Raw genomic sequence first — 25,788 nt, 5'->3', positions numbered from 1 at the left:
GAAGGAGGCACGAATGCGTATCACGAGGCTCGCCGGCCCGATCGCGGTGCTCGGCACGGCCGCCGTCCTTGCGGCCTGCTCGTCGGGGACGTCCGGGAGCACCGGCGCGTCCGGGAGCACCGGCACTCCGGCGGCGGCCGGGCCGGTCTCGCTGGAGTTCTGGTGCTGGGGCACGACCCAGAAGCCCAAGGTCGAGGCGTTCAACAAGGCCCACCCCGACATCCAGGTCAAGCAGACCGACGTGGGGGGCGGCACGGACACCGCGGCCAAGCTGCTCACGGCGACCCGCGCGGGCAACGGCCCCGACGCCGCCTGCATCGAATACGAAACGCTGCCTTCCATGATCGTGGCCGGTGCGCTGGCCGACATCTCCGCCCACACCGGCGACGTCAAGACCGCCTTCAGCCCGGAGGTGTGGGACCTGACCAGCTTCGACGGCGCGGTGTACGGGGTCCCGCAGGACGTCGGCCCGATGGTCCTCGTCTACAACAAGAAGCGCTTCGAGGAGCTGAAGATCGAGCCGCCGGCAACGTGGCAGGACTTCGCCAAGGTCGCGGCCGACGTGCGCAAGAAGGACCCGGAGACCTACCTCGCGAGCTTCGCCCCCGCCGAGTTCGGCAACTTCGCCGGGCTGGCCCAGCAGGCCGGCGCCTCCTGGTGGAAGGTCCAGGACCAGACGTGGACCGTGGGCATCGCCGACCAGGCGTCACTCGCGGTGGCCGACTACTGGCAGGGGCTCATCGACAAGGACCTCGTCAAGGCCGAGCCGCTGCTCACCCCGGAGTGGAACAACAGGCTGAACAAGGGCAAGATCCTCACCTGGCCGAGCGCGCTCTGGGCGCCGGGCGTGCTGTACGGCATCGCGGAGAAGCAGGCGGGCGACTGGGCCATCGCGCCGCTCCCCCAGTGGACGGCGGGCGACGCCCGGGTGGCCTTCCAGGGCGGCTCCGCGCTGACGGTCACCAAGACCTCCAAGCACGCCGAGGCCGCGGCCACGTTCGCCAAGTGGATGAACACCGACAAGGCGGCGTACGACGTCCAGATCGAGCTCGGCGAGTACCCGGCGTCGCTGGCCGGGCAGCAGGCCGCGAGCAGCAGCGCTCCGCCCAAGCTGACGGCGAACCAGAAGGACTACTGGGACATCGCCACGAAGGCCGCCCAGAGCACGATCCCGCACATCAGCTGGGGCCCGAACGTCAGCACCGCCAGCAGCGCCTACCAGGACGCCGTCGCCGCCGCCGTCCGTGATCACACCCCGCTCAGGGACGCGCTGACGAAGACGCACAACCTCGTGGTGGAGGACATGAAGACCACCGGCTTCAAGGTCGCGGGCCCGTGACCGCCCAGCCCAGGGCGGAGCGCAGGTCCCGGGCTCCCTATCTGTTCGTCGCACCCGCCGTGCTGCTCTTCGTGGCCTTCCTGGCGGTCCCCATCGGCTACGCGCTCTACCTCAGCGCGCGTGGCCTGCGGCTGACCGGCAAGGGCATCTTCGGCACGCGCGAGGAGGTCTTCGTCGGGCTCGACAACTACGTCAAGACGCTCACCGACCCCGAGTTCTTCGCCGGCTTCGGCCGGCTCGCGCTCTACGGCCTGATCAGCGTGCCGCTCATGCTCGGGCTGGCGCTGCTGTTCGCGCTGCTGCTCGACCACGCCGGCGCGCGGGCCAAGAGGTTCTCGCGGACGGCGATCTTCATCCCGTACGCCGTGCCCGGCGTGACGGCCTCGCTGCTGTGGGGCTTCATGTACCTGCCCTCGACCAGCCCGTTCAGCTTCCTGACCAGGGAGCTGGGGCTGGGCGAGATCCCGTTCCTGGGGGCGGGCGCCATCTACCCGTCGCTGGCGAACATCGCGGTGTGGGGCGGCGTCGGCTTCAACATGATCATCATCTTCACGTCGCTGCGCGGCATCCCGTCGGCGCTGTACGACGCGGCGCGCATCGACGGGGCCTCGGAGTGGCAGATCGCCTGGCGGATCAAGATCCCGCTGGTGGCGCCCGCCCTCGTCCTCACCGGGCTGTTCGCGCTGATCGGCACGCTTCAGGTGTACGGCGAGCCGACCACCCTGAGACCGATGACCCCGGAGATCTCCCAGGACTGGGTGCCCTTGATGCACATCTACCGCGACGCCTTCACCCGCGACGACCTGCCGCTGGCCTCCGCCGCCTCCGTCCTGCTGGCCGCGGGCACCCTCGTGGTCTCGGTCGTGCTGCTGAAGGTCACCCAGAAGCGCGCGTTCGGAGGCATGCAGTGAGCGCCGTGGACCGCGCGCTCCCGAGCCGGCGCGCCCGGATCCTGCCCACCCTCGTCCTGCTCCTCGGCGCCGTCTACTGCCTGGTGCCCGTCGCCTGGGTGCTCGTGGCCTCGACCAAGTCGAGCGGCGAGCTGTTCTCGACGTTCACCTTCGCGCCGGGCACGGGCCTGCTGGACAACCTGCGCGACCTGTTCACCTACGGGAACGGCCTCTACCTGCAGTGGGCGGCCAACAGCGTCCTGTACGCCGTGGTCGGCGCGGCCGCCTCGACCCTGATCTCGGCACTGGCCGGGTACGCCATGGCCAAGTACGAGTTCCGCGGCCGGAACCTGCTGTTCTACGCCATCCTGGCCGGCGTGCTCGTGCCCGGCATGACGCTGGCCATCCCGCAGTACCTGATCATGTCCGAGCTGAACCTGGTGGGCGGCTACTGGGCGGTCCTGCTGCCGAGCCTCATCTCGCCGTTCGGCATCTATCTCGCCAGGGTCTACGCGATGGCCTCCGTCCCCGACGCGACGATGGAGGCGGCCAGGATCGACGGAGCGAGCGAATATCGCATCCTCGGCTCGATCGGGTTCCCCATGATGGTCCCCGGCATGGTGACGATCTTCCTGCTGCAGTTCGTCGGGATCTGGAACAACTTCCTGCTGCCGTACATCATGCTCTCGGACGAGTCCAAATTCCCGATCACCGTGGGCCTGTACACCGTGCTCAGCAAGGGCTCGGGCCAGCCCACCCTGTACGGCATCGCCATCGTGGGCGCCGCCGTGTCGGTGATCCCGCTCATCGTCCTGCTGCTGACCCTGCAGCGCTTCTGGCGGCTGGATCTGCTCAGCGGAGGACTGAAAGGATGAACCCGCCGTCCATGGAGATTCTGCACTTCCGAGCCGCCGGCGTGTCCGTGGTGATCGAGTGTCCGCCCGACGCCCTGCCCGCGATCCTGCACTGGGGGCCGGACCTGGGACCGCTCGACGACGCGGCACTGGCCTGCCTGTCGGCCGGCCTGCGTCCGCGGCCGGACGTCAGCGTGGACGTGCCCGTACGGGTCCCGCTGGTGCCTGAGGCGCGTACCGGCTGGATGGGTCTGCCCGGCCTGTCCGGGCACCACATGGGACAGAACTGGTCACCCGCCTTCACCAGCGTGGACTACCGGCGGACCGGGCGGACCCTCACCGCCACCGCCCGCGACGAGCACGCCCGGCTCGGCCTCACGATCGTCGCCGAGCTCGGCGACTCGGGCCTCCTGCGGGCCCGCGCCGACCTGCGCAACGAGTCCGGCTCTCCCTACGCCCTCGACGCGCTCAACCTCGCCTTCCCCGTCCCCGGCACCCCCACCGACCTGTTCGACCAGGCCGGGCGGTGGGCCAAGGAGCGCATCCCGCAGCGCCGCCCTCTCACCACCGGCGTCCACCTGCGCGAGAACCGCCGCGGCCGGACCGGCCCCGACGCCGCCACCGTCCTGTTCGCGGGCACCTCCGACCTCGGCTTCCGGCGCGGCGAGGCCTGGGGCCTGCACGTCGGCTTCAGCGGCAACCATCGCCACTACGCCGAGCGCACCTCCAGCGGCCGGACCATGCTGGGCGGCGGCGAGCTGCTCCTGCCCGGCGAGGTCATCCTGGCCCCGGGCGAGAGCTACCAGGGCCCGTGGCTGTACGCCACCTACGGGCGCGGCCTGGACGCGGCGGCCGGCCGCTTCCACGAGCATCTGCGGGCCCGGCCCGCGCACCCGTCCACGCCCCGGCCCGTGATGCTCAACACGTGGGAGGCCGTCTACTTCGACCACGACCTCGACCGCCTGCTGGAGCTGGCCGACCGGGCGGCCAGGGTCGGGGTCGAGCGGTTCGTGCTGGACGACGGCTGGTTCCACGGCCGCCGCGACGCCCGTGCCGGGCTCGGCGACTGGACCGTGGACGCCACCGTCTGGCCGGACGGGCTGACGCCGCTGGTCAAGCGGGTCAGGGAGCTCGGCATGCAGTTCGGGCTCTGGTTCGAGCCGGAGATGATCAACCCGGACTCCGACCTGGCCCGCGCGCACCCCGGCTGGATCATGCAGACCGGCGACCGCCTGCCGCCACCGGCCCGCGACCAGCAGGTGCTCGACCTGACCAACCCCGAGGCGTACGCGTACGTCAGGACGCGGCTGCTGGCCGTCATCAGCGAGTACGACCTCGACTTCATCAAGTGGGACCACAATCGCGACCTGGTGGACGCGGGCTCCACGGCGAGGGGCGGCCGGGCCTCGGTCCACGCCCAGACCCACGCCGTCTACCGGCTGCTCGACGAGATCAGGGCCGAGCACCCGCGCCTGGAGATCGAGTCCTGCTCGGGCGGCGGGGGCCGGGTGGACCTCGGCATCCTGGAGCGTACCGACCGGGTCTGGGCCAGCGACTGCATCGACCCGGCCGAACGCCAGCAGATCATGCGCTGGACCGGGCAGTTGCTGCCACCGGAGCTGATCGGCAGCCACATCGGCGCCGACCGCTCCCACACCACGGGCCGCCGCCACGATCTGGCCTTCCGCGCCGCCACCGCGTTCTTCGGCCACTACGGGATCGAGTGGGATCTCACCTCGCTCACCGACGGCGAGCTGGACGACCTGGCCTCGTGGGTGGCCCTGCACAAACGCCACCGCCACCTGCTGCACTCGGGCGTGGTGGTCCGCGTGGACGACGCCCCCGAGAGCGTGCAGGCCCACGGCGTCGTCGCCGCCGACGCCTCCGAGGCGATCTACGAGATCGCCATGCTGGAGCGCCCGTCCACCTGGCCGCCCGGCCAGCTCCGGCTGCCCGGGCTCGACCCGGCGACCGTCTACTCGGTGCGGCCGCTCATGCCCGTGACCTCGCACGGGAGCGCCCCCGCGTGGACGAGCGGCGACTTCGCCCTGCCGGGCTCGGCGCTGGCCGCCTCGGGCATCGCGGTGCCGCCGCTCTTCCCCGACGAGTCCGTGCTGGTCCACGTCGTCGCCACGAGCCGGCCATGACCACGCGCTGGGGAGCGCGCCCTGCCGCCGGCTGCGCGGGCCAGGGCGCGCTCGTGGTACGGGGCGCAAGGGTGGTGCGGCATGGGGCCTGGACGCACAGGTGGGTGGGGCTGGACCCACTCCCGGGCCGATTCGGCGGGACCAGGGCGGCGTGGGGTGCAAAGTGGATACATAACGCCATACCGGCACATAGCGGGGACACCCAGGTGCCACAGCAAATGTAAGAAGGAAAGATCATGCGACAGCTGGTGTCGTGGGCGGCGGGCGCCTGCGCGGGGTTCGGGCGGGCCTGCGTCGTGGTGGCCGTCAGCATGCTGGTCCCGGCCGTGTGGGCCGCCGCCGCGACGCTGTGGATCTGGTGGTGGGACGGAGACCCGTGGGCGGGGACGGTGCCGTTCCTGTGGGCCTGCATCGGCACGCTCGCCCTGGCCCGCCCCGTGTGCCGGATGATCCGCTCCCGCGTCGCGAAATGGACGGGCACCGTCATCCCCGCCGGGTACCGGCAGCCCGGGCCGGTGACGCAGATGTCGACCGGGTACTGGTGGAACGGCTACTCCTACGAGCGCACCAGCCGGGACGCCCGCATGGACCAGCAGTGGCGGACCCGGTGGCGCGATCCGGCCATCTGGCGTGACCTGCGGTTCACCGCGATCGTCCCGATCACCGCCGGCGTGGTCGCCGCCGTCCCGCCGGCCGGGGCCGTGGCAGCGGTCTTCGGGCTGCTCCAGCCGTCACCCGCCCTGCGGGCCGCCGGCGTGCTCGGCGCGGTCGCGGCCGTCGCCGCCGCCCCGTACGCCTGGCGGGCGGTCGAGCCGGTGGCCGTCCGCTTCCTGAGCCCGCCGCCCGCGACGGCGCTGGCCGACCGGGTGGACGAGCTGACGGCCCAGCGCGCGGACACCACGATCGCGCAGGCCGCCGAGATCCGCCGGATCGAGCGGGACCTGCACGACGGGGCGCAGGCCCGCCTGGTCGCGCTCGGGCTCTCGCTGGCGACCGCGGAGAAGCTGATGGAGACCGACCCCGACCAGGCCAGGCAGCTGATGCGGGAAGCACGGGCCGGCGCCGCCACGTCACTGACCGAGCTCCGCGAGCTCGTCAAGGGGATCAGCCCGCCCGTGCTGACCGAGCGGGGCCTCGTGGACGCCGTCCGCGCTCTCGCCCTGGACAGCCCGCTCGAAACGTCCATCAGCGCCGGCGTCCAGGGCCGCCTGGACCCGCCGATCGAGTCGGCCGTGTACTTCGGGGTCGCCGAGCTGCTGACCAACGCGGTCAAGCACGCCCGCGCCGCCCGGGCGCGGATCTCCGTCGCACGTGACGACACCGGCATCCTCGTCGAGGTCGAGGACGACGGCAGGGGCGGGGCGAGCATGAGCCCCGGCGGCGGGCTCGACGGGCTGCGCCGCCGGCTCGCGGTCTTCGACGGCACCCTGGAGATCACCAGTCCGGCGGGCGGCCCGACCCGTGTGAGGATGGCGGTGCCATGCGAATCGTTGTAGCCGAAGACCTCTACCTCCTGCGCGACGGGATGGTCCGCCTCCTGGAGGCGTACGGGCACCAGGTGGTGGCGACGGCGACCACCGGGCCCGAGACGCTCGACGTGCTGCTGAAGCACCGGCCGGACGTCGCCGTCGTCGACGTCCGCATGCCGCCGACCCAGTCCGACGAGGGCCTGCGGGCGGCGCTCGCCGCCCGCGGCGAGCTGCCCGGGCTGCCGGTCCTGATCCTCTCGCAGCACGTCGAGCAGCTGTACGCGCGCGAGCTCCTCGCCGACGGCGCCGGTGGCGTCGGCTATCTCCTCAAGGAGAGCGTGTTCGACGCCGACCAGTTCATCGACGCTCTGGAGCGCGTGGCGGCCGGCGGGACCGCCATGGACCCGGCCGTCATCGCCAGGCTGCTGTCCAGCGGGTCCTCGAACCGGCGGCTCGCCCGGCTCACCGAACGCGAGCACTCCGTGCTCAGCCTCATGGCCGAAGGGCTGTCCAACCAGGCCATCGGCCGGCGGCTCTTCCTCAGCGACAGCGCCATCAGCAAATACACCACGTCCATGTTCGGCAAGCTCGGCATCACCGATGACGACGACAGCAACCGCCGCGTCCTCGCCGTCCTCGCCTACCTCGACGAGTCCTGACGCTCCCGCGACCGAAGGCGGGGACGGCGGCCGCTCGGTCACATGCCGGCAATGAGCTTGTCCACCCGTTCGTCGACGCTGCGGAACGGGTCCTTGCACAGCACCGTGCGCTGCGCCTGGTCGTTCAGCTTGAGATGCACCCAGTCCACGGTGAAGTCGCGGCGCTTCTCCTGCGCCTTGCGGATGAACTCGCCGCGCAGCCGCGCCCTGGTGGTCTGCGGCGGCACCGACTTGGCCTCGAAGATCTTGATGTCGGAGGCCACCCGCTCCACCGAGCCGCGGCGCTGCAGCAGGTAGAACAGGCCGCGCTTGCGGTGCACGTCGTGGTAGGCGAGGTCGAGCTGCGCCACCCTGGGCGAGGACAGCGGCAGGTCGTACTTCTTCCGGTAGCGCTCGATGAGCTGATATTTCGTGACCCAGTCGATCTCCCTGGAGACCAGGTCGAGGTTGCCCGTGTCGACCGCGTGCAGCGTGCGCTCCCACAGCTCCAGCACCCGGTGGGCGATGGCGTCGCCGCCGCGGCGGTCGACGAAGTCCTTCGCCTTGGACAGGTATTCCTGCTGGATCTCCAGGCTGGAGGCCTCGCGCCCGTTGGCCAGGCGCACCCGCCGCCGCCCGGTCATGTCGTGGGAGACCTCGCGGATGGCCCGGATCGGGTTCTCCAGCGACAGGTCGCGTATCACGGTGCCCGCCTCGATCATGCGCAGCACCAGGTCGGTCGCGCCGACCTTGAGCAGCATGGTGGTCTCGCTCATGTTTGAGTCGCCCACGATGACGTGCAGGCGGCGGAACCGCTCGGCGTCACCATGCGGCTCGTCCCGGGTGTTGATGATCGGCCGGGACCGGGTGGTGGCCGACGACACGCCCTCCCAGATGTGCTCGGCCCGCTGCGAGACGCAGTAGACCGCGCCGCGCGGGGTCTGCAGCACCTTGCCCGCCCCGCAGATGATCTGCCGGGTGACCAGGAACGGGATCAGCACGTCGGCCAGCCGCCCGAACTCGCCGTGCCGGCCCACGCAGTAGTTCTCGTGACAGCCGTAGGAGTTGCCGGCCGAGTCGGTGTTGTTCTTGAACAGGTAGATGTCGCCGGCGATGCCCTCCTCGCGCAGCCGCTTCTCGGCGTCCACGAGCAGGCCCTCCAGGATGCGCTCCCCCGCCTTGTCGTGCGTGACCAGCTCGATCACGTTGTCGCACTCGGGCGTGGCGTATTCGGGATGGCTGCCGACGTCCAGATAGAGACGCGCGCCGTTGCGGAGGAAGACGTTGCTCGACCGGCCCCAGGACACGACCCTCCGGAACAGGTAGCGGGCCACCTCGTCCGGTGACAGCCTGCGCTGTCCCCGGAACGTGCATGTGACGCCGTACTCGTTCTCCAGGCCGAAGATGCGACGATCCATTGCCTCACGCTACTCCCCCATCAAGGTCTCGCCCAGGTGGTCGGCGTGGACCCGGTGGTCGGCGCCGAAGGGTCCACGCTGGTGAGGCAGGTACGGTACGTACCGACCTTACTTGCCTGATTACTCGGAGTCACCCCAAGTTACCGCCAGGGTTCTCAAGCCAGAGGAAAGGTTCATCGATCAGGCTCACGGCGTGGCCGCGGCCGCCGCCTGGTACGCCTCCTGCTCCTGCGACTCGAAGTAGGTCCCGACGATGTGCGGTCCCTCGTACCAGCCGGCGATCATGTTCGGCGCGATGGGATCGCCGTCGAACCGGCTGGACACCGCCGTCTGGATCCCCGCCCCCGTGGCCGGGTTGTACTCCTCGAACCACGGCCCGCCGCTGGAGCCCGCGGACAGCGCGCTGACCAGGCGCGAGTCGAGGTAGGGCACGCTGCCCTGCCACGCCTCCCCGACGGTCTGCAGCATCACCTTGCCGTCGTTCTCCCGCTGGTCCGACACGGGCACGCCGTGATTGATCGGCGCCGGCGGCGTCGAGTTGATCGGCGCGCCCGGGGTGTTCCTGACGGCGTGATACCAGAACCGGGAGTCGTCCTGCGGATACCCGATGACCGTCCGCTGCCCGGCCCTGGCCCGGTTGAACCCCACCTGCTGCCCGCCGGTGACGTCCTGGATGCGCTGCGAGCTGCCCGGCTTCTTGACGGTCAGCGCCGACATGTCCTGCCCGAAGACGAAGTACGGGGCGCTGCCCCACGTCGAGGTGACGAACACGTTGGTGACCGCCCACACCCCGTAGGGCGCGATCTGCGCGTCCGGGTAGCCGTTCGGATTGGCCGCCGCCTTCGCGTCCAAGGTGGTGCCGTCGAACCCGGGGATGAAGATCCCGTTGAGGATGACCTCCCTGGTGGAGAAGGGGATCTCGACCTTGACGCAGTGCCCGGCGGTCAGCACGACGCTCTTGTTGGCGCTGGCCGCCACGTTCCCCGAGCAGGTGCTCTTGATCACTCCCGCCGGCACCTCGGTGGTGTTGTTCGTCGATTTCAGGATGAACAGCTTCCCGACCGTCTTGCCCGACAGGCCGGTCTTGGGGGTGGGGCTGCTGAGCGCGTCGTCGTGCCCCGACGACACGGCCGGCCGGGGGTTGCCCTGCGCGTCGGTGAGCGTGTTGTTCCCCTGCTCGTTGGCGAACTTGAGGAAGCCCAGGGTCCAGTAGTCGACGACCTGCTGCGGGGTCGCGGGCTGGCCGTTCACCTGCCATTCGAGTGGCAGCTGCGTGGCGGCCGCCTGTGCCGGGACGGCCGGCCCTGCGACGATCAGTGACATTGCGGCGGCCACTACGGCCAGCCGGCGTGCTGCTCTCACCAAAGCCTCCCTGAGACGGAGACGGAGACGTCGGCCTCAGGCTAGGAACCGGCGGGCGGACCCCGCTTCGTCGAACCAGACGAGATCTTCAGGCCGGAATGTCAACTCCGCCGAACCCGCTGGCTAGCGGCGGACGCGATAGAGCAGGTGCAGCACCCGGTCGCCCTGGATCACCGTGTGCGGGTCCTCCAGCAGGTACTGGCCGTCGGCCGAGCCGAAGTACCGCTTGCCCGACCCGAAGACCACCGGCACGACGTCCATCGCCACCTCGTCCACCAGGCCGCGGGCGAACGCCTGCCCGCCGACGTCGCCCGCCGCCACGGCGACGTTGCGCTCGCCGGCGAGCTCCCTGGCCTTCGCGACCGCCTGGGCCACGTCAGCGACGAAGTGGTAGGACGCCTCGGGGTGCCACCCGTCGGGCTTGGGCCGGTGCGACACCACGACGACGTGCTCGCCCGTCGGCGGCTTCCCCTCCCAGCCGTTGGTCATGTCGAACAGGTGCCGCCCGATCACCATCGACCCGATGTTCGCCCAGATCGGCTGGACGTAGTCGGCCGAGGCCCGCGAGACCCGGCCGGCTCCGCCGAGCTGGACGTCGCCGTTGGAGTACCAGTCGAACAGCGGGCCGACCTGGTCCTTCGCATCGGCGATGAAGCCGTCGACCGACACCACGTTGTGCATCACCACGGTGCTCATCACATCTCCTGAGTGTTCCGGGGGCTCGTCCTCGCCCTTTCACCAACGCGTCGATCGCGCGTCGCCGGAATCGACACGGCCCAGGAAAATTCCTCGCGGAGACTACCGGCCGGCCGCGCGGAGCAGGCGGGCCACCTCGGTCTGGCCCTTGGCCACGGCGTGGGCGAGCGGGGTGACACCGTCACGGTCGGCGAGGCCGGCGTCGGCGCCCGCGGCGAGGAGCAGCCGGACGATCTCCTGGTACGGCTCGCTCCCGTCGCCGAGGATGACGGCCTCCAGCAGGCCGGTCCAGCCGAGGTCGTTGACATGGTCGACGTCGATGCCGGTCGTCAGCACCTCGCGGACGTAGTCCACGTGCCCGCGCTCGCACGCGGGGATCAGGGAGACGCCACCGTAGCGGTTGCGCAGGGTCAGGTCGGGCTTGGCGGGGAGGAGGACCCTGAGCATCGCGACGCTTCCGGTGACCCCGGTGACCAGCCAGGGAGTGTCGTGCCGGAAGTCCTGCGCGTTGGGGTCGGCCCCGGCCGCGACCAGCACGGTGGCCGCCTCGACGTGGTCGGCCGCCGCGGCCAGCAGCAGAGCCGTGCGACGCTGCCCGTCGCGGGCCTCGACGTCCGCCCCTGAGCCGAGCGCGTCCCTTACGGCGACGGCGTCCCCTCGTGCCGCGCCCGCCAGCAGTTCCTCGTTGAGCACAGTGTTCCCCTCTCACCTTCCGGCCACCGCACGCCGCGGGCGTCACGCCCCGCCTCGGGCCTGGTCAGAGCGTACCCGGCGCTCTGACCGGGGCCGAGACGCGCCCGGCGACCGCCTCACACGTTGCGCAGGACCGAGACCACGATGCCCAGCACCACGGCGCCGTCGCCGTCGATGACGTCGTAGCGGGGGTTGCGCGGCTCGAGATGGACATGCCCGTCGCGCCGGCGGTAGACCTTGACGGTCGCCTCACCGTCGATCATCGCGGCGACGATCTGGCCCGAGTGGGCCTCGGGCTGCTGCCGTACGACGACGATGTCGCCGTCGCAGATCGCCGCGTCGATCATCGAATCACCCCGCACGCGCAGGGCGAACACGGTGCCGCGGCCGGTGAGGTCGCGGGGCAGGGTCAGCGTGCCGTCCACGTACTCGTCGGCCGGGATGGGGGTGCCGGCCGCGATGTCTCCGACCACGGGCACGGTCACCACGTCGGCCGGCTCCGGCGCCGCGGCCCGCAGGAACAGCCGCACGTCGATCGGCCGGGTCATCGCCGGGCCCCGGCGGAGGAACCCCTTCTCCTCCAGGCTCTTCAGGTGCTTCGACACCGACGAGGACGACCGCAGCCCGACCGCGTGGCCGATCTCGCGCGCGCTCGGCGGATAGCCGTGCCTGACCACCCAATCCCGGATCGTGGCCAGAATCCGCTGCTGGCGCTGCGGCAGGGCCGAGAAGTCCAGATATTCGAACGCGTCAGGATCGTCGTAGGTGGTCACGTGCGAAATGCTAGACGCCGTCGCCCGTCGCGGAAGCATCGGCGTGGCTGGCCTGACGCGGCGCGGGCGGGTTTCCTGGCAGGTACCACTCGCGTGCAAAGGATGTGAGAGCCATGGATGTCGATCCCTTCTCAGCGGCCTTCCAGCACGACCCGGAGCCCTTCTACGAGGAGCTCCACGACGCGGACCCGGTGTTCTTCCTGGACTCCTACGGCATCTGGGCCACCGCGCGCCATGCCGAGACGCAGCACGTCATCCGCGACTTCGAGACCTTCTGCTCCTCCGCGGGCATCGGGCTGGCGAACTTCCTGAAGGAGCAGCCGTGGCGGACGCGGAGCCTGTTACTCGAGGCCGACCCGCCGGCGCACACGACCGTCCGCAGGGTGATCGCCCGCGTGATGTCGCCGCGCGCCATCGAGGCGCTGCGGCCCGAGTTCGAGCGGCACGCGGACCGGCTCGTCAGTGCGGCGGTCGGCAAGGGCACGTTCGACGCCGTCACCGACCTGGCCCAGCCCTACCCCCTGCGCGTCTTCGCCGACGCCGTCGGCATCGCCGCCCACGACAGGGAGAACCTGCTCCTGTACGGCGACATGGTCTTCAACGCCCTCGGCCCCCGCAACCGGCTCTTCGAGGCGGCGATGGCGCAGGCTCCCCGGATCACCGCCTGGCTCACCGACCAGTGCCGGCGCGACATGCTCCAGCCCGGCGGGCTGGGCGCGCACCTGTACGAAGCCACCGACCGAGGCGAGATCACCGCCGACGAGGCCGCCCTCCTGATCCGCTCGCTGCTGTCGGCCGGCATCGACACCACGGTGCACGGCGTGGCCTGGGCCCTGCGCCTGCTGTCCACCCGCCCCGAGGTCTGGGACGCCCTCCGCGCCGACCCGGCGCTGGTCCGGCCCGCCTTCGAGGAGAGCCTGCGCCACGCCTCGCCCTCGCCCCTGCTGTTCCGCACCACGACGCGGGAGACGACGCTGGCCGGCACCCGGATCCCGGCGGGCGAGAAGGTGCTGTGCTTCCTGGGCGCCGCCAACCGCGACCCCCGCGTGTGGAAACACCCCGACGACTTCGACCTGCGCCGGCCGGCGGGCCACCTGTCCTTCGGCACCGGCGTCCACGCCTGCGTCGGCGCGGCGATGGCCCGCTTCGAGGCCGAGATCCTCCTCACCGCCCTCGTCCGCCAGGTCCGCACGCTGTCACCGGCCGGCGACCCCGTCCGCGCCCCAACAACTGGCTCAGGACCCTGGCGCACCTCCCTCTCCGAGCCGCCTGACGGGACTTGCCGATGCCCGCCTCTCCGGCGACCACCGCCACCCGCCCGCCCCGCGTGCTCTCCCCCGCAGCTCGTCGAGAAGATCGAGCGTCGCGGAACGCTGCCACAGCTCCACGACCCCGATCGTGGAGCCCGGGGACCGGGCGGTCGCCGATCGTTCCGCCGGGGTTCGTTGCGTCTTATGCCGCTCCGCGGGGATATCCGGCGCGGGCGTCCTTCTCCCGCAGTGCCCGCAGCTCGGCGCGGGACAGCTCAGCCGTGAACAGGCCCGGACCGGTCGGCGCCTGCGTCAGCCGGGTGCCGTCCGGATGCCAGACGCCGCTGCCGCCGCACGACACCCATCCCGGCCCGGCGTCCGGGTAGTTCGCGGCGACGGCGTACATGCGATGGTCCATGGCCCGCGCCGCGAAGTGCAGGTCGAACCGCCGGGTCTCCGCCATCGTGTACAGCACCGACCCCGCGTACACCTCGGCGCCCCGGCGGGCCGCGTCCGCGGCGTGGGCGGGCACGCCGGCGTCGTAGCAGATCGTGAGCGCCACCCGCCAGCCGTCCACGTCGAGGATCCGCCCCTCGCCTCCGGGCTGGAAGAGCTCGCGCTCGCGCCCGTGCAGGTTCCGCTTGCCGTGGACGTACAGCTCACCGCCCGGCAGCAGCGCCAGCGAGGCGATCCAGACCTCGCCGTCCGGCCTGCGGCAGGCCGCGCCCAGCACCGCCGTCAGCCCGTGGTCCTTGGCGGCCTGCCGGGCCTGGTCCAGGCGCGGGTCGTTCTCGGTTACGAGCACCGCGGGGTCCGCGGGCCCGGCGAACAGGTCCAGGTCGTAGCCGACGAGGGACAGCTCGGGGAACAGCAGCAGCTTCGCGCCGGCCGCCGCGGCCGTCTCGATGGCGGTGGCCGCCGCCCGCGCGTTGGCACTGACGTCGCCCGGCCGGGCGGGCTGCTGGGCGACTGCCACGATCAACGTTTCGCTCGACATGGTGGCAGCCTGCCATTCGCCTCGCCCGCGATGTGGGGCCGGGTGGGCCGGTCACCGGGCCCCGTCGCGTCTGGCCCTTCTGGCCAGCAGCGCGATGAGATAGCAACCGCCGATCACCGTGGTCACCACCCCCACGGGAAGGGCGACGGGGGCCAGCAGGAGCTGCGCGGCCACGTCGGCGGTCAGCAGCAGCACCGCGCCCGACAGCGCCGCCGGGGCCAGGGCCACGCCGGCCGCGCCCGTCAGCAGCCGGCCGATCTGCGGCGCGGCCAGCGCGACGGCCCGCGCGGCGGACGCCGGCTGCTCGCCGGACCCGGCCGAGCCGCAGCCGGCCACCAGGGCGAGCATGATGACGGTGGCTCCGGCGGCGTGCCGGAGCTGGACATGGTGCATGAACAAGGCTTCCTTCAACAGTGGAGAGGAAGCTTAGGCTACCCTTACCAAAGTTGCCGCTGATGTCTCTGGGAGGTCAACCGATGTCGCCGAGACGCCACTCTGTATCGGTCACCGAGCCCGTCACCACGGATCCGCTCTGGTGCGAGGAGTACGGCTACGGCCTCGGCCGGACCGGCGGCATCCTCGTGCTCAAGTACCGCTCCGCCGGCGCGCTGGAGTTCGGCGAGAACCGCCAGGACTTCCTGCACCAGCTCTACTGGTCCCCCGACGGCATGCTGTCGAGCAGGTACGGGGCTCGCACGCAGTTCGTGGGGCAGCGCGAGGCGTTCTGGGCGCATCGAGCCGTCACCCACGAGGTCCGCGCGGCCGACCGGCAGACCGTCTACCGGCTCTGCCTGCGCGAGGTGCCCGCGGCCCTCGGCGGGCTGCGGGCCGGCGCGGTCTCGGTGAACCCGGAGGCGGCCCGGCTCATCCAGGCCATCGCCCGCCGGACCTGCGACGAGAGCGAGGCCCTCGCCGCCCGCACGCGCATCATGGCCGGGCTCGGCCCGACCACCGCCGACTTCGTCGGCCACCACGCCACCGGGACCGGGTTCGCGCTGACCGTGGCCCGGGCGCTCTCCCACGACCCGGGCGACGAGGCCGGGCTGGCGGAGTGGGCCGAGCGGCTGCACGTCAGCGTCAAGACGCTGCAGCGCGACTTCGAGCGGGAGTTCGGCATGCCGTACTCGAAGGTGCGGACCAAGCTGCGGCTCAGCACGTCGCGGGTGCTGCTGGAGACCCGGCCGGTGGCCGACGTGGCGCACCGCGTCGGCTACTCCAGCCCGTCGGCGTTCATCACGGCCTTCACCAAGGAGTACGGCTGCACGCCCGGCCGCTACGCCGGGCGCGGGCACGAGCTCTGACGCCCTCACCTCTGAAGCGGTGCCGGGCGGTGACCGCCTCGCCGCGGGCCGGCGGCCGGATCGGGCCCTCGGGAGCCGCTCCCGGAGAGCCACGATGGTCGACTCCGGGCGATCGGGTGCAGAGACACCTTCTGAGCAGGCCGGCCGCGAGCCCGGGCGGGCGCGTCAGGGCTCGGCCAGGTCGCCCGCGTCCACCGCGTTGCGGCGCTGGTAGTGGCGGGCCACCCGCGCCCGGTTGCCGCACGACGGCTTGCACCACTCCTGCCGGCCGTGGCTCTTGACGAAGTAGCGCACGCAGCGCGGCGCGTTGCAGGCCCGTAGCTGCTCGCGCTGCGGACCGCTGAGGAAATCGATGGCGGCGCGGGCCAGCGCGGCGATCAGCCGGACGTTCGCGTCGGGCTCCGCGGACAGCACCCCCGCCCTGGGCGCCTCGCCCGCGGGCCAGTCGAGTCGCGGGACGACGGCCTCGCGGGCGGCCGCCGCGTTGAGCTGGGCCAGCGCCTCCTCCACGGGCATCAGCCGGTGGGCGTCGGCCCGGCTCGGCGGCGCCGGGCTGACGGCGTGGGCGAACAACGCCCGCACGGCCCGGCGCAGCCTGACGATCTCGTTCCTGAGCTCCTCGTCCATCGCGATCCGCGCGACGTCCACGTGCCCGTCCAGCAGCTCGGCCTGCTGGTGGACCCAGCGGGCGGCGCTCTGCGACGTCGCCAGGTCGTCGGCCACGCCGCCGTCGCCGTCGTGGCGAATCGTGCTCACCAGTTCCAGCGCCGGCCATCGCACCACTCGAACCTCCCGGTTGCCCGCACCCTCACCCGTACCCTATGGTCTCTAACGCTTAATCCAATTTAACCATTAGACGGTGGGATCAGACGATGACGCTGCTGCTGGCCCAGATCAGCGACCTGCACCTCGACGGCACCGACCGGGCGACCCGGCGCGCCACCCTGGTGATGGACTACCTGCGGGCCCTGCCCCGCCCGGTAGACGCCCTGCTGGTCACCGGTGACATCGCCGATCACGGCGAGGAGGCCGAGTACGAGGAGGCCGCCCGGATCCTGGCCGCCCCCTTCCCGGTGCTGGCCTGTCCCGGCAACCACGACTCCCGCCCGGCCTACCGCAAGGCGCTGCTGCGCCGGCCACCCGGCCCCGGGCCCGTCAACGAGGTCCACCACATCGCCGGCACGGCCATCCTGATGTGCGACTCCACCATCCCGGGCCGCGACGAGGGCCGCCTCGACGCCGAGACCCTCGCCTGGCTGCGGGCCACCCTCGACGGGCTCGCCCCGGGCACGCCCGCGCTGATCGCCTTCCACCAGCCGCCCGTCGTGCTGCACCACCCGTTGCCCGACTCCGGGCGGCTGGAGTCGCCCGAGGACCTGGCCGCGCTGCTCGACGCGTACCCCGGGGTGGTCGCCGTGCTCACCGGGCACGCCCACACCGCGGCCGCCTCCACCTTCGCCGGCCGCCCGCTGATCGTCGGGCCGGCCGCCACCTGGACCCTGCGCCTGCCCTGGGAGGGCGACCGGCCCGCCGACCGCGAGCAGCCGCCCGGCCTCGCCTTCCACATCCTGGACGACGACCGCCGCCTGACGACCCACTACCGCGTCGTGCTCCCGGCATGATCCACCCGTACGCCGCCGCCGCGTTCCTCCTGGCGATCCTGCCCGTCATCGCCACTCCGGGCGCCAGCATGACCCTGCTGATCCAGCACGTCACGACCGGCGGCCGGCGGCAGGCACTCCCCGTCGCCCTCGGGACGATCACCGGCCTGTACGTCCACGCCGCTCTGGCCGTCGCCGGCCTGTCGGCCCTGATCATGCACTCCAGCCAGGCCTTCACCGCCGTCAAGCTCCTCGGCGCCGCCTACCTCATCGGCCTGGGCCTGTGGACCTGGCGTTCGGCCGCCTCGTCCCCGCCTCCGGTGCGGGCGGACCCGCCGAGACGGACCGGCTCCGTCTACACCCAGGCCCTCCTCGCGAACGTGCTCAACCCGAAGGCGGCCTCCATCTACCTGACCCTCGTCCCGCAGTTCGTCGAGTCCGGCCGTCCCCTCGCCGGGCAGATCCTCACCCTGGCCACGGCTCACGCCCTGCTGATGGCGGTATGGCTGCTGACCTGGTCGGTCCTGATCCACCAGGGGGCGAACATCGTCCGCAAGGCCCGCTTCAAACGCGTGGTCGGCAGGGTGACGGCGGTGATGCTCGTCGTCCTCGGGCTCCGGGCCGCCACGACGTAACCGCCGCCACCACGACCGCTCGGGGAGAATCATGATTTGTCAGGAAATACGGGCCAGATCTTTGGACGGTTGATTTTATGATCATCAAAGCCTTCGATCACAGCGCCGGTGAGACGCCGGAGAACATCGTGGTGCTCGCCGACGGCACGGTCTGCGCGACGTTGCTGCTGGCGGGCGACGTCTGGCTGTCCGGCGGCGAGTCCGAACGGGTGGCCCCCGAGGGGGCCGACGCACTCGCGGTGGGCCTCGCCGTGGACGCCCACGACCGGCTCTACGCCGCGCTGCGCAGCACCGATGAAACCGTGGTGGGAATCTGGCGGCGCGAGGCGCCCCGGCGCTGGGTCCGGTTCGCCGCCGCGCCTCCGCAGGCCGGGCTCAACGGCATCACCTTCGCCGAGGACGGCACCCTGTACGCGGCGGACTCCGAGCGCGGCGAGATCCTCTATTGTCCCCCCGGCGAGGACACGCTCCGCCGCTGGCTCATCGACGAGCGCCTCGCGACGACCTCGCAGGACGACCCGGTCTCGGCCACGGGCGTGAACGGGCTCAAGGTCTGGGACGGCGACCTGTGGGCGACCAACACGGCCCAGGGCACCGTCCTGCGCATCGGCGTCAAGGCGGAGGGTCCGGGCGAGATCACGCAGGTGCACGCGGGCATACCCGCCGACGACCTCGCCTTCGACTCCGCCGGCACCCTGTATCTCGCGGTGCACCCGGAGAACACCATCCTCCGCATCACCCCGGACGGCGCCAGGACCGTGCTGGCCACCGAGGCCGACGGTCTCGACGGGCCGAGCGCGATTGCGGTCACCGGCGACGGGCTTCTCGTGACCAGCCTCGGGATGCTCGGCTCCCGGCACAGCCCGAACATCGTCCGCCTTCCCCTGGACGTGGCCGCGCCCGCGCTGCCCCGCCCGGCGCTGCCCCGCTGACGATCAGGTCGCCGGCCGCCGATGGATGGTACCGATCGGTTCGGGAAGCTGCTAGCGTCACTTCGTACCGATTGGTTCGATCAGCTCCGGAGCCGTCATGACCAGCGCCGCAGACCCGCTCATCACCGACCCGCCGGCCGGCCTCGCCCCCGCCGCCACCACGCCCGCCGTCACCTTCGACAGCGGCGGCGTGCCGCTGCTCGGGGTGCTGCACGTGCCGGCGGGGCCCGGGCCGCACCCGGTGGTGGTGCTCGCGCACGGTTTTCCCGGCAACGAGCGGAACTTCGACGTGGCGCAGAGCCTGCGCCGCGCCGGCTATGCCGCGCTCGTCTTCCACTACCGCGGCTCGTGGGGCGTGGGCGGGACGTACTCGTGGACGAACGTGCTGGCGGACACCGCCGCGGCCGTCGCCTTCGTCCGCGATCCCGCCGCGGCGGCGCAACACCGGCTGGACCGGGACCGGGTGGCGCTCGTCGGACACAGTTTCGGGGGGTTCGCGGCGTTGATGACCGCCGCGGCCGACCCGTCCATCGCGGCCGTGGCCTCCGCCGCCGCGTTCGACAGCGGGGCGAGTGCCGCGGCCTGCCGCCACAGCCCCGAGACCCGGGCGGCGTACGTCGAGGCGTTCGACGACGAGCTGCTGCCTCTGCGCGGCACCAGCGGGGAGGCGCTCGTCACCGAGATGGAGGCGGCGGGCGACGACTGGAGCCTGACCGCGCTCGCCGAGCGGCTGTCCACCCGCCCCGTCCTGCTGATCGGCACCGGGCTCGACCCCGTCACCCCTGCCCCCATGCACTACGAGCCGGTCCTGGCCGCCTATCAGGCGCATCCGGTCGAGCGGCTCGAACACCACCTCTTCCCGACCGATCACGCCCTGTCCGACCACCGGGTGGCGTTGACCCGCGCGATCCTGGCCTTCCTCGGCACCCACTTCGCGCAGCCCACCGCCTGACCTCCAGGCATCCGCCCGGTCACTCTTGCTGCACGACGCGCTAACCGGACCGCCGCGCCCGTTCGACGAGCTCGTGGTACTCCTCCTCGGACGTGGCGAACCCCAAGGTGCCTCGCTTCGGGTCGGTGACCACGAAACGGAGCCAGGCGGTTGTGGATGACGCGGGCCACCTTCGGCATGGCGGCCTCGGTGGGCGACTCGGCCCCGCGCCACCGCGCGGCCGTCTTCGCCAGGGCCGGCTGGACGAGGTCCTCGGCGGCGTGCCGGTCGCCGGTCAGCAGGTACGCCGTGCGGAACAGCGCGCCCGACCTGTCGATGACGAACTGCCGCAGGGCCGACTCAAAGCCTGGATCCACCCGTCCTCCTCGTGATGTCACCCAGCAAGGACGAGCGAGCGCCACGGAACTATGCCGGATCCCGGAAAATGCCAGGCACCGCGTGTCCGGGCCGGCGCATGGTCCAACCGGCCGGCGTCGTCGTGCGCACGGGCGAGGTGGACCGCTCTCCAGGATTCACCACGGGTGGTCCCTGAGCGGGCCAGGCAGAAGAGGAAGATCGACCGGCGGAGCCCCGCCTCAGCGGCCGGTCCGGGAGGCTGCGGAGAGCAGGGCGAGCGCGGCCTGGCAGGAATGATCGGCGGCGCCGGCCGCCTCGTGGTGCGCCGCCAGGACGGTGGCGCCCTCCATCAGCGCGAGCAGCTGCCGCCCCAGCGCCGCCGGATCGGCGGCTCCGGCGCGCTCGGCGATGCCGGTCAGGAGCTCGAGGTGGCGGCCGAGATGACGGGCGGTGATCGCGCGTACGCCCTCGACATGGTGCTGCGCGGCCGCGTTCAGCATGGCGCAGCCGCGGAAGGCCGGATCGTCGTACCACCGCTGGAGCGCCCCGAACAGCGCGACGAGCTGGTCGTGCGGGTCGTCTCCCGCCGCCTCGACGGCGTCGGCCAGCCAGCGCACCACTCGCGCGCTGCGTGCCGCCAGCATGGCCTCCACCAGCCCGTCCTTGGAGCCGAAGTGCCGGTAGAGCGTCTCCTTGGAAACGCCGAGCAGGGTGCAGAGCTCGGCGACGCCGATGCCGTCGAGCCCGCGCTCGTACAGCAGCGGAGTGGCCGCTTCGAGGATGGTGGCGCGCGTGCGCTCCGGGTCGATCGTCGAGCCCTTGGGAACCGGCATACCCAGGATGGTACCAACCGGTTCTATCGCTCGATACGATCACAGATCGTACCGAGCGGTTCGATCTGGAGGTTCGTCATGTCACTCGTCATCAGCCGGCCGACGCGGCAAGCGGCGCGGCTGGCTCTGGGCACGGCTTCGGCGCTCGGCCTGGGACGCTTCGCCTACGGGCTGCTCCTGCCCGCGATGCGCGACGACCTGCGCTGGTCGCTGGGCGAGGCCGGGGCGATGAGCGCCGCCAACGGATTCGGCTATCTCCTCGGCGCGCTGGTGACCGCCGGGGCCGTTCGCCGCTGGGGAACGGCGGCCACGTTCCGGTGCGGCATGGTCCTCACCGCGCTGGCGCTGGCGGCGACGGCGGTCAGCGATGCGCCCCTGATGCTGCTGGCCGCGCGATTCGCGGCGGGGGCCGGCGGGGCTGCGGTGTTCATCACCGGCGGCGTGATCGCGTCGGGCATCGCCGCCCGCGCCGCCTCCGGCACGCCCATCACCGTCTACTTCGCGGGGACCGGGCTGGGCATCGTCTTCAGCGGCGGCACCATCCCGCCGCTGGGAGAGCACTGGAGCCTCGCCTGGGCCGGCTTGAGCGTCGCAGCCGCCCTGGCCGCGCTCGTGAGCTGGACCGCCGCGGAGGGCGGACGGGAGGAGCCGGCCGCGACCGGGCGGGCGCGCGTGCGCCCGCTCTGGGGGATCGCCCTGGCCTACCTGCTGTTCTCCGCCGGCTACATCACCTACATCACCTTCCTGTCCGCCTACCTGGCCGACCGGCACGCCCCGCTCGGCCAGGTCGTGCTCACCTGGACGGCGCTGGGCCTGGCCGTGGTGGCGGCGCCCGCGATCTGGAGCCGTCCCACCGCCCACTGGCCGGGCACCCGGGCGCTGGCCGCGCTGCTCGGCCTGCTGGCCGGCGGATCGGCGCTGGCGCTGACGGCGCCGACACCCCCGGTCATCCTCGTCTCCGCGCTCGTCTACGGGGCGACGTTCATGGGGGTCCCCGCCGCGGTCACCGCGCTCATCAGGAAGAACACCCCGCCCGCCGGGTGGACCGCCACGCTGGCGGCCTTCACCACCCTGTTCGCGGCCGGCCAGACCGCGGGGCCATGGCTCGCCGGGCTCGCCGCCGACCACACCTCGACCGACGCGACCTTGGCGTGGACGGCGATCCTGTGCGGCTCGGCGGCCGCCATCGCCGCCTTCGCGGGCCGCTCCCGCCGCTGACGCCTTCTCGCGTACGCGCCCCCAGGCAGTGCGTGCCGCGGTCAGCGGCCGATCGCGCCCCGACCGAGCCGAGTAGGGGCAGCCCTACCGGCAGAGGGCCGGTGACGTGACTGATCCGGAAAGCCGGAAGCCGAAGAATCGGTGCGTCACCCCTTCAAGGAGATGCTGATGATACGCAAGCTGCTCGCCGCCGGAATTGCGACCGCCGCGCTCGCCGGGGTCGCCTCCCCCGCCTTGGCCGCCGCCGATTCGCGGCCTGACGCCGTACGCCGGCAAGCCGACCGGTTGACCGGACAGGACGGCCTGACCGGCGCGGTGATCGCGGTCCGCGACCGGCGTGGCCACGAGACCACCTGGTCCTCGGGCACGGCCGAGCGAGGCACCGGCAGGCCGATGGTCGGCGCCGACGGCCGGATGCGCGCCGCCAGCGTGACCAAGTCCGTCATCGGCGTGACCGTGATGAACCTGGCGGCCGAGGGGAAGATCGACCTGAAGCGGCAGGTCGAGCACTACCTGCCGGGCCTGCTCCAGGGCAGGAAGATCACTGTGGACCAGCTGCTCCGGCACACCAGCGGCCTGCCGGAGTATTTCGACCTCGTGGACTGGGCCGAGCCCGGCGGCCCCGCCGACCATCTCGCCCTGGCGCTGGCCCGGCCGCCGGTCGGCAAGCCCGGCGAGCGCTGGTCCTACTCCAACACCAACTACCTCGTCGCCGGGATGCTCATCGAGAAGGTCACCGGACGGGACTTCCGCGACGTCACCCAGGACGGCGTGCTGAAAGGGCTGCACGCCACCTACTGGCCGAAGAACGGCGAGACGGACATCCGCGGCGAGCACGCCCACACCTACGGCGTGAACCCGGTCGACCCGGACGCCGGAGTCACCGACGTGACCCGGCTCCCCGGCTACGCCTTCGGCGCCGCGGGCGGCCTGGTCACCACGCCGGCCGACCTGAACCGCTTCTGGCAGGCCATCCCCGAGCGGACCCTGCGGGCGATGCTCTCCCGCACGGTCGCCGGCACCGACCCGAAGGGCAGCCGGTACGGCCTCGGCCTCTACACCTACGAGCTGAGCTGCGGGCCGGCCCTGATGCACGACGGTGGCCTGCCCGGGCTGCGGGTGCTCAGCGGTCGCGACCGCGCGGGCAAGGCGGCCACCGTGTACGTCACCGGCACCCCCAGGGACGACAGCCACCTGTTCGCCACCCTGGACGCCGCCCTCTGCTCCACGTGACCGGGCACGACTTCTGCCGGACAGGCCGCTCGGGAACGCCCGGATGTCCATGTAACGCGATAAACCTCGGATATGCGTTGCAGTTCTCCAGTCCGCCCGTGTAACGTAATAAATCCCAGCATTACGTTACGAGGAGGACCGCCATGGTAGATCTGGCCGTGCTACCCGCCTTCCTCCTGGCGGCGTTCCTCGTCACCGTCGCCCCGGGACCGGACAACATCTACATCGTCGCCGTGGCACTGGACCGGGGGCTGCGCGCGGGAATGCTGTCCGCCGTCGGCATGGCCCTGGGGATGGTGGTGCACGTGGCCGCCGCCGCGCTCGGCCTGGCCGTGCTGCTGCGGACGGCGCCGGGAGCGCTCATCGTCGTACAAGTGCTCGGCGCGCTCTACCTCGGCTGGCTGGCGGTGAGCACCCTGCGGTCGGCCGGGACGCCGGGCGCCGCCGCGCGCGTCCCGCCGTCCGACGGGCGGATCCTGGGGCGAGCCGTGCTCACCAACCTGTCCAACCCCAAGGTCATCCTGTTCTTCGCGGCTTTCCTGCCGCAGTTCACCCGGGACGGCCATGGCCCGCTCCCGGTGCAGATGCTCACGCTCGGCCTCATCTTCCTGGCCGTCGGCCTCGGCTGGGACAGCGTCGTCGGCCTCTTCGCCGGCCGGCTGGGCGGCGCGCTGGCCGGCGGCGGCCGGGGCGCGACGGCGCTGAGCGTGGGCGCGGGCCTCACCTTCGGCGTGCTGGCCCTGCTTCTCCTCAGCCAGGCCCTGTGGAGCCGGTGACCGGAGCCGTCCGGTCGGCCAGCAGCCGCCTGGCCTCCGCCCGGTGCCCGGCGAGCTCGCGGAGAGTGGTCCCGACCGCCCGTACGATGGCCGGTCGCGAGCCGGCGCCGAGCCGCAGCGCGCGGGTGGTCGCCTTGATCAGGCCGGGCAGGGCGAGGGTCTCGCGCGGGTCGCGGATCCGGGAGTAGACGTCGAGGACGTTCCGGACGCCGTCCGGCCCCTCGGTCAGCGCCTTGAGCAGCTCGAACTGGACGTGAGCCAGGCCGTCGCCGCGTCCGAGCAGGTTCGTCCAGTGGTAGGTGTGCACGCACTGCGCGTCGCGCGTGCGCTCCCACGCGAGCGTGGCCCGGTCGAGCGCGGCGGGGTCGCCCAGGACGTCCGCGACGCTCTCCCCCAGCAACCGCCCGAACCGCACGGCGTCGCGGATCCCCTGCGCCGTGACGGGGTCCTTGAAGTGTCCCGCGTCGCCGATCAGGACCCAGCCGGGCCCGGCCGAGCGGCGGAAGTACGACGGGTGCTCGGCGGAGCTGACGATCCGCGTGCTCCGGGCGCAGCCCGCCAGGCGCTCGGCCAGCCCGGGGACGAGGCCCACGGTACGGTCGAACTCCGCCTCCAGGTTGCCGCGGAAGTCCGCCACCCGCTCGACCGGCGGCATCAGCAGCACCAGCGTCAGCCCGTCGTCACACGGGAAGGCGTTGCCCAGCTCGCGGCCGGTCAGCCACATCGCGGCGGTCGAGCGCCAGTCCCGATGCGGGTCCTCGTAGTAGGCGTAGTAGCAGGCCCGGCCGTTGGCGTGGGCGATACGCGGGCGCTCGGCACCGGCCAGGCGCGCGACGGTCGAGCGGCGGCCGTCCGCGCCGACGACCAGATCGGCGCGGATCTCGTACTCCTTGCCGCCCTGCCCGCGCGCGCTCTGGTCCTGCACGCGCACGCCGACGGCCCGGCCGTCCTGCCAGAGCAGGCCCGTGACGCGATGGCCCTGCCTGATCTCCGCTCCGGCCTCGCTCGCGGTCTCGGCGAGGGCCTGGTCGAGGGGCGCGCGCCGCACGCACAGGCCGTAGTCGATCCCGTTGACCGGGGTGTAGGAGCCGTCGGCGGCGTGGCCGGGGCCGCCGATGAAGGCGCGCGAGAGCCGGGGGGCGCCGATCTTCTCCACGCGTTCCAGGGCGCCGACGCGGGCCAGCTCGGCGACGCCTCCGGCGAAGAGCAGGTGGGTGGAGACCGTGGTGGCGGGGAACCGTACCGGATCGACCGCGATCACCCGGCGCCCCGCTCTGGCGAGGGTGGCGGCGGCGGCCGAGCCCGCGCAGCGCGCTCCGGCGATGACCACGTCGGCCTGCTCGGCCATCGGACCTCCTTGCAGACAGCCCGCTAACCGACTGATGTGTCGGTTGTATGGACGGTAAGCGGCCCGAAGTCCGGAGTCAACCTCCCTCCGGGCGGTA

25 protein-coding genes are annotated in these 25,788 nt (G+C 72.2%); 15 read left to right on the top strand and 10 right to left on the bottom strand.

Annotated features, from left to right (window positions below; translation table 11 throughout):
* Positions 1 to 13 precede the first annotated feature (13 nt).
* The 6 genes from ETD85_RS04295 (at position 14) to ETD85_RS04270 (ending at position 7,358) form a co-directional block, all read left to right on the top strand.
* Entirely contained in the window at positions 14 to 1,339 is a 1,326-nt protein-coding gene (locus ETD85_RS04295) for an ABC transporter substrate-binding protein (RefSeq protein ID WP_138688268.1), read from the top strand.
* Complete coding sequence (locus ETD85_RS04290) at positions 1,336 to 2,250, top strand: carbohydrate ABC transporter permease (protein WP_138688267.1); 915 nt, start codon at positions 1,336 to 1,338, stop codon at positions 2,248 to 2,250. Before ETD85_RS04295 ends, ETD85_RS04290 begins: the two co-directional genes overlap by 4 nt.
* Positions 2,247 to 3,104, top strand: a complete 858-nt coding sequence (locus tag ETD85_RS04285) for a carbohydrate ABC transporter permease (RefSeq protein WP_138688266.1) — start codon at positions 2,247 to 2,249, stop codon at positions 3,102 to 3,104. The genes ETD85_RS04290 and ETD85_RS04285 overlap by 4 nt, the downstream gene beginning before the upstream one ends.
* Before the next feature lie 11 nt (positions 3,105 to 3,115).
* Positions 3,116 to 5,230 (top strand): alpha-galactosidase, encoded by a 2,115-nt coding sequence (locus ETD85_RS04280; protein ID WP_138688265.1) that lies wholly within the window; start codon positions 3,116 to 3,118, stop codon positions 5,228 to 5,230.
* A gap of 236 nt (positions 5,231 to 5,466) precedes the next feature.
* Positions 5,467 to 6,726: a sensor histidine kinase gene (locus ETD85_RS04275; protein WP_138688264.1), complete on the top strand. Its 1,260-nt coding sequence runs from the start codon at positions 5,467 to 5,469 to the stop codon at positions 6,724 to 6,726.
* Complete coding sequence (locus ETD85_RS04270; protein WP_138688263.1) at positions 6,711 to 7,358, top strand: response regulator transcription factor; 648 nt, start codon at positions 6,711 to 6,713, stop codon at positions 7,356 to 7,358. Before ETD85_RS04275 ends, ETD85_RS04270 begins: the two co-directional genes overlap by 16 nt.
* A 38-nt stretch (positions 7,359 to 7,396) precedes the next feature.
* Here ETD85_RS04270 and pafA read toward each other — a convergent pair whose 3' ends face one another.
* The 5 genes from pafA to lexA all read right to left on the bottom strand — a co-directional run bounded on the left by pafA (position 7,397) and on the right by lexA (position 12,279).
* Positions 7,397 to 8,755 (bottom strand): Pup--protein ligase, encoded by a 1,359-nt coding sequence (gene pafA / locus ETD85_RS04265; RefSeq protein WP_138688262.1) that lies wholly within the window; start codon positions 8,753 to 8,755, stop codon positions 7,397 to 7,399.
* Between the two features lie 186 nt (positions 8,756 to 8,941).
* Positions 8,942 to 10,117 (bottom strand): trypsin-like serine peptidase, encoded by a 1,176-nt coding sequence (locus ETD85_RS04260; RefSeq protein ID WP_138688261.1) that lies wholly within the window; start codon positions 10,115 to 10,117, stop codon positions 8,942 to 8,944.
* Positions 10,118 to 10,240: 123 nt separating this feature from the next.
* The gene (locus ETD85_RS04255; protein ID WP_138688260.1) at positions 10,241 to 10,813 is read right to left on the bottom strand and encodes a dihydrofolate reductase family protein; all 573 of its coding nucleotides are present in this window, start codon (positions 10,811 to 10,813) and stop codon (positions 10,241 to 10,243) included.
* 102 nt (positions 10,814 to 10,915) lie between these two features.
* Positions 10,916 to 11,506, bottom strand: a complete 591-nt coding sequence (locus ETD85_RS04250; RefSeq protein ID WP_138688259.1) for an ankyrin repeat domain-containing protein — start codon at positions 11,504 to 11,506, stop codon at positions 10,916 to 10,918.
* A 116-nt stretch (positions 11,507 to 11,622) separates the two neighbouring features.
* Positions 11,623 to 12,279 (bottom strand): transcriptional repressor LexA, encoded by a 657-nt coding sequence (lexA, locus tag ETD85_RS04245; RefSeq protein ID WP_138688258.1) that lies wholly within the window; start codon positions 12,277 to 12,279, stop codon positions 11,623 to 11,625.
* Positions 12,280 to 12,392: 113 nt separating this feature from the next.
* Here lexA and ETD85_RS04240 point away from each other — a divergent pair, with 113 nt between their 5' ends.
* Positions 12,393 to 13,814, top strand: coding sequence for a cytochrome P450 (locus ETD85_RS04240; protein ID WP_206058066.1), 1,422 nt, complete (start codon positions 12,393 to 12,395; stop codon positions 13,812 to 13,814).
* Here the strand turns inward: ETD85_RS04240 and ETD85_RS04235 are convergent.
* On the bottom strand, positions 13,732 to 14,526 hold the full coding sequence (locus ETD85_RS04235) for a carbon-nitrogen hydrolase family protein (RefSeq protein ID WP_138688257.1): 795 nt from the start codon (positions 14,524 to 14,526) through the stop codon (positions 13,732 to 13,734). The genes ETD85_RS04240 and ETD85_RS04235 overlap by 83 nt on opposite strands.
* 51 nt (positions 14,527 to 14,577) lie before the next feature.
* On the bottom strand, positions 14,578 to 14,919 hold the full coding sequence (locus ETD85_RS04230; protein WP_240778947.1) for an iron chelate uptake ABC transporter family permease subunit: 342 nt from the start codon (positions 14,917 to 14,919) through the stop codon (positions 14,578 to 14,580).
* 83 nt (positions 14,920 to 15,002) lie between these two features.
* Between ETD85_RS04230 and ETD85_RS04225 the strand changes: the two genes are divergently transcribed.
* Positions 15,003 to 15,827 (top strand): helix-turn-helix transcriptional regulator, encoded by an 825-nt coding sequence (locus ETD85_RS04225; RefSeq protein WP_206058065.1) that lies wholly within the window; start codon positions 15,003 to 15,005, stop codon positions 15,825 to 15,827.
* A 165-nt stretch (positions 15,828 to 15,992) separates the two neighbouring features.
* On the opposite strand, the gene ETD85_RS04220 is transcribed toward ETD85_RS04225, so the two are convergent.
* On the bottom strand, positions 15,993 to 16,607 hold the full coding sequence (locus tag ETD85_RS04220) for an ABATE domain-containing protein (RefSeq protein WP_276617166.1): 615 nt from the start codon (positions 16,605 to 16,607) through the stop codon (positions 15,993 to 15,995).
* 92 nt (positions 16,608 to 16,699) lie between these two features.
* Here ETD85_RS04220 and ETD85_RS04215 point away from each other — a divergent pair, with 92 nt between their 5' ends.
* From ETD85_RS04215 to ETD85_RS04200, 4 genes are all read left to right on the top strand, one after another.
* Positions 16,700 to 17,449 carry a metallophosphoesterase gene (locus ETD85_RS04215; RefSeq protein ID WP_138688254.1) on the top strand — a complete coding sequence of 250 codons (750 nt, stop codon included), beginning with the start codon at positions 16,700 to 16,702 and terminating at the stop codon, positions 17,447 to 17,449.
* Positions 17,446 to 18,063 carry a LysE family translocator gene (locus ETD85_RS04210; RefSeq protein ID WP_138688253.1) on the top strand — a complete coding sequence of 206 codons (618 nt, stop codon included), beginning with the start codon at positions 17,446 to 17,448 and terminating at the stop codon, positions 18,061 to 18,063. Before ETD85_RS04215 ends, ETD85_RS04210 begins: the two co-directional genes overlap by 4 nt.
* Before the next feature lie 77 nt (positions 18,064 to 18,140).
* A complete protein-coding gene (locus tag ETD85_RS04205; RefSeq protein WP_138688252.1) occupies positions 18,141 to 18,995 on the top strand; it encodes an SMP-30/gluconolactonase/LRE family protein in 855 nt (284 codons plus the stop codon).
* Between the two features lie 97 nt (positions 18,996 to 19,092).
* Positions 19,093 to 19,947, top strand: a complete 855-nt coding sequence (locus ETD85_RS04200; protein ID WP_138688251.1) for an alpha/beta hydrolase family protein — start codon at positions 19,093 to 19,095, stop codon at positions 19,945 to 19,947.
* 575 nt (positions 19,948 to 20,522) lie between these two features.
* On the opposite strand, the gene ETD85_RS04190 is transcribed toward ETD85_RS04200, so the two are convergent.
* Positions 20,523 to 21,116, bottom strand: coding sequence for a TetR/AcrR family transcriptional regulator (locus ETD85_RS04190; RefSeq protein ID WP_138688250.1), 594 nt, complete (start codon positions 21,114 to 21,116; stop codon positions 20,523 to 20,525).
* A 78-nt stretch (positions 21,117 to 21,194) separates the two neighbouring features.
* Between ETD85_RS04190 and ETD85_RS04185 the strand changes: the two genes are divergently transcribed.
* From ETD85_RS04185 to ETD85_RS04175, 3 genes are all read left to right on the top strand, one after another.
* Entirely contained in the window at positions 21,195 to 22,334 is a 1,140-nt protein-coding gene (locus tag ETD85_RS04185) for a YbfB/YjiJ family MFS transporter (RefSeq protein ID WP_138688249.1), read from the top strand.
* Between the two features lie 168 nt (positions 22,335 to 22,502).
* Entirely contained in the window at positions 22,503 to 23,567 is a 1,065-nt protein-coding gene (locus ETD85_RS04180; protein WP_138688248.1) for a serine hydrolase domain-containing protein, read from the top strand.
* Between the two features lie 143 nt (positions 23,568 to 23,710).
* A complete protein-coding gene (locus ETD85_RS04175; protein WP_138688247.1) occupies positions 23,711 to 24,343 on the top strand; it encodes a LysE family translocator in 633 nt (210 codons plus the stop codon).
* On the opposite strand, the gene ETD85_RS04170 is transcribed toward ETD85_RS04175, so the two are convergent.
* Positions 24,318 to 25,691, bottom strand: coding sequence for an NAD(P)/FAD-dependent oxidoreductase (locus ETD85_RS04170; RefSeq protein WP_138688246.1), 1,374 nt, complete (start codon positions 25,689 to 25,691; stop codon positions 24,318 to 24,320). The genes ETD85_RS04175 and ETD85_RS04170 overlap by 26 nt on opposite strands.
* Between the last annotated feature and the right edge of the window lie 97 nt (positions 25,692 to 25,788).

The organism is Nonomuraea zeae (assembly GCF_005889725.1).
GTDB classification, from domain to species: Bacteria; Actinomycetota; Actinomycetes; order Streptosporangiales; family Streptosporangiaceae; genus Nonomuraea; species Nonomuraea zeae.
The sequence above is the reverse complement of the archived record's forward strand: the minus strand, read 5'-3'. Positions and strand labels throughout refer to the sequence as shown.

Excerpts from the sequence above, each read along its gene's own strand:
- ETD85_RS04280 (WP_138688265.1), top strand. The coding sequence starts at position 3,116 with ATGGAGATTCTGCACTTCCGAGCCGCCGGCGTGTCCGTGGTGATCGAG.
- ETD85_RS04215 (WP_138688254.1), top strand. The coding sequence starts at position 16,700 with ATGACGCTGCTGCTGGCCCAGATCAGCGACCTGCACCTCGACGGCACC.
- pafA (WP_138688262.1), bottom strand. The coding sequence starts at position 8,755 with ATGGATCGTCGCATCTTCGGCCTGGAGAACGAGTACGGCGTCACATGC.
- ETD85_RS04230 (WP_240778947.1), bottom strand. The coding sequence starts at position 14,919 with ATGCACCATGTCCAGCTCCGGCACGCCGCCGGAGCCACCGTCATCATG.
- ETD85_RS04175 (WP_138688247.1), top strand. The coding sequence starts at position 23,711 with ATGGTAGATCTGGCCGTGCTACCCGCCTTCCTCCTGGCGGCGTTCCTC.
- ETD85_RS04200 (WP_138688251.1), top strand. The coding sequence starts at position 19,093 with ATGACCAGCGCCGCAGACCCGCTCATCACCGACCCGCCGGCCGGCCTC.
- ETD85_RS04270 (WP_138688263.1), top strand. The coding sequence starts at position 6,711 with ATGCGAATCGTTGTAGCCGAAGACCTCTACCTCCTGCGCGACGGGATG.
- ETD85_RS04255 (WP_138688260.1), bottom strand. The coding sequence starts at position 10,813 with ATGAGCACCGTGGTGATGCACAACGTGGTGTCGGTCGACGGCTTCATC.
- ETD85_RS04210 (WP_138688253.1), top strand. The coding sequence starts at position 17,446 with ATGATCCACCCGTACGCCGCCGCCGCGTTCCTCCTGGCGATCCTGCCC.
- ETD85_RS04180 (WP_138688248.1), top strand. The coding sequence starts at position 22,503 with ATGATACGCAAGCTGCTCGCCGCCGGAATTGCGACCGCCGCGCTCGCC.
- ETD85_RS04170 (WP_138688246.1), bottom strand. The coding sequence starts at position 25,691 with ATGGCCGAGCAGGCCGACGTGGTCATCGCCGGAGCGCGCTGCGCGGGC.
- ETD85_RS04190 (WP_138688250.1), bottom strand. The coding sequence starts at position 21,116 with ATGCCGGTTCCCAAGGGCTCGACGATCGACCCGGAGCGCACGCGCGCC.
- ETD85_RS04295 (WP_138688268.1), top strand. The coding sequence starts at position 14 with ATGCGTATCACGAGGCTCGCCGGCCCGATCGCGGTGCTCGGCACGGCC.
- ETD85_RS04235 (WP_138688257.1), bottom strand. The coding sequence starts at position 14,526 with ATGTCGAGCGAAACGTTGATCGTGGCAGTCGCCCAGCAGCCCGCCCGG.
- ETD85_RS04225 (WP_206058065.1), top strand. The coding sequence starts at position 15,003 with ATGTCGCCGAGACGCCACTCTGTATCGGTCACCGAGCCCGTCACCACG.
- ETD85_RS04275 (WP_138688264.1), top strand. The coding sequence starts at position 5,467 with ATGCGACAGCTGGTGTCGTGGGCGGCGGGCGCCTGCGCGGGGTTCGGG.
- ETD85_RS04185 (WP_138688249.1), top strand. The coding sequence starts at position 21,195 with ATGTCACTCGTCATCAGCCGGCCGACGCGGCAAGCGGCGCGGCTGGCT.
- ETD85_RS04240 (WP_206058066.1), top strand. The coding sequence starts at position 12,393 with ATGGATGTCGATCCCTTCTCAGCGGCCTTCCAGCACGACCCGGAGCCC.
- ETD85_RS04205 (WP_138688252.1), top strand. The coding sequence starts at position 18,141 with ATGATCATCAAAGCCTTCGATCACAGCGCCGGTGAGACGCCGGAGAAC.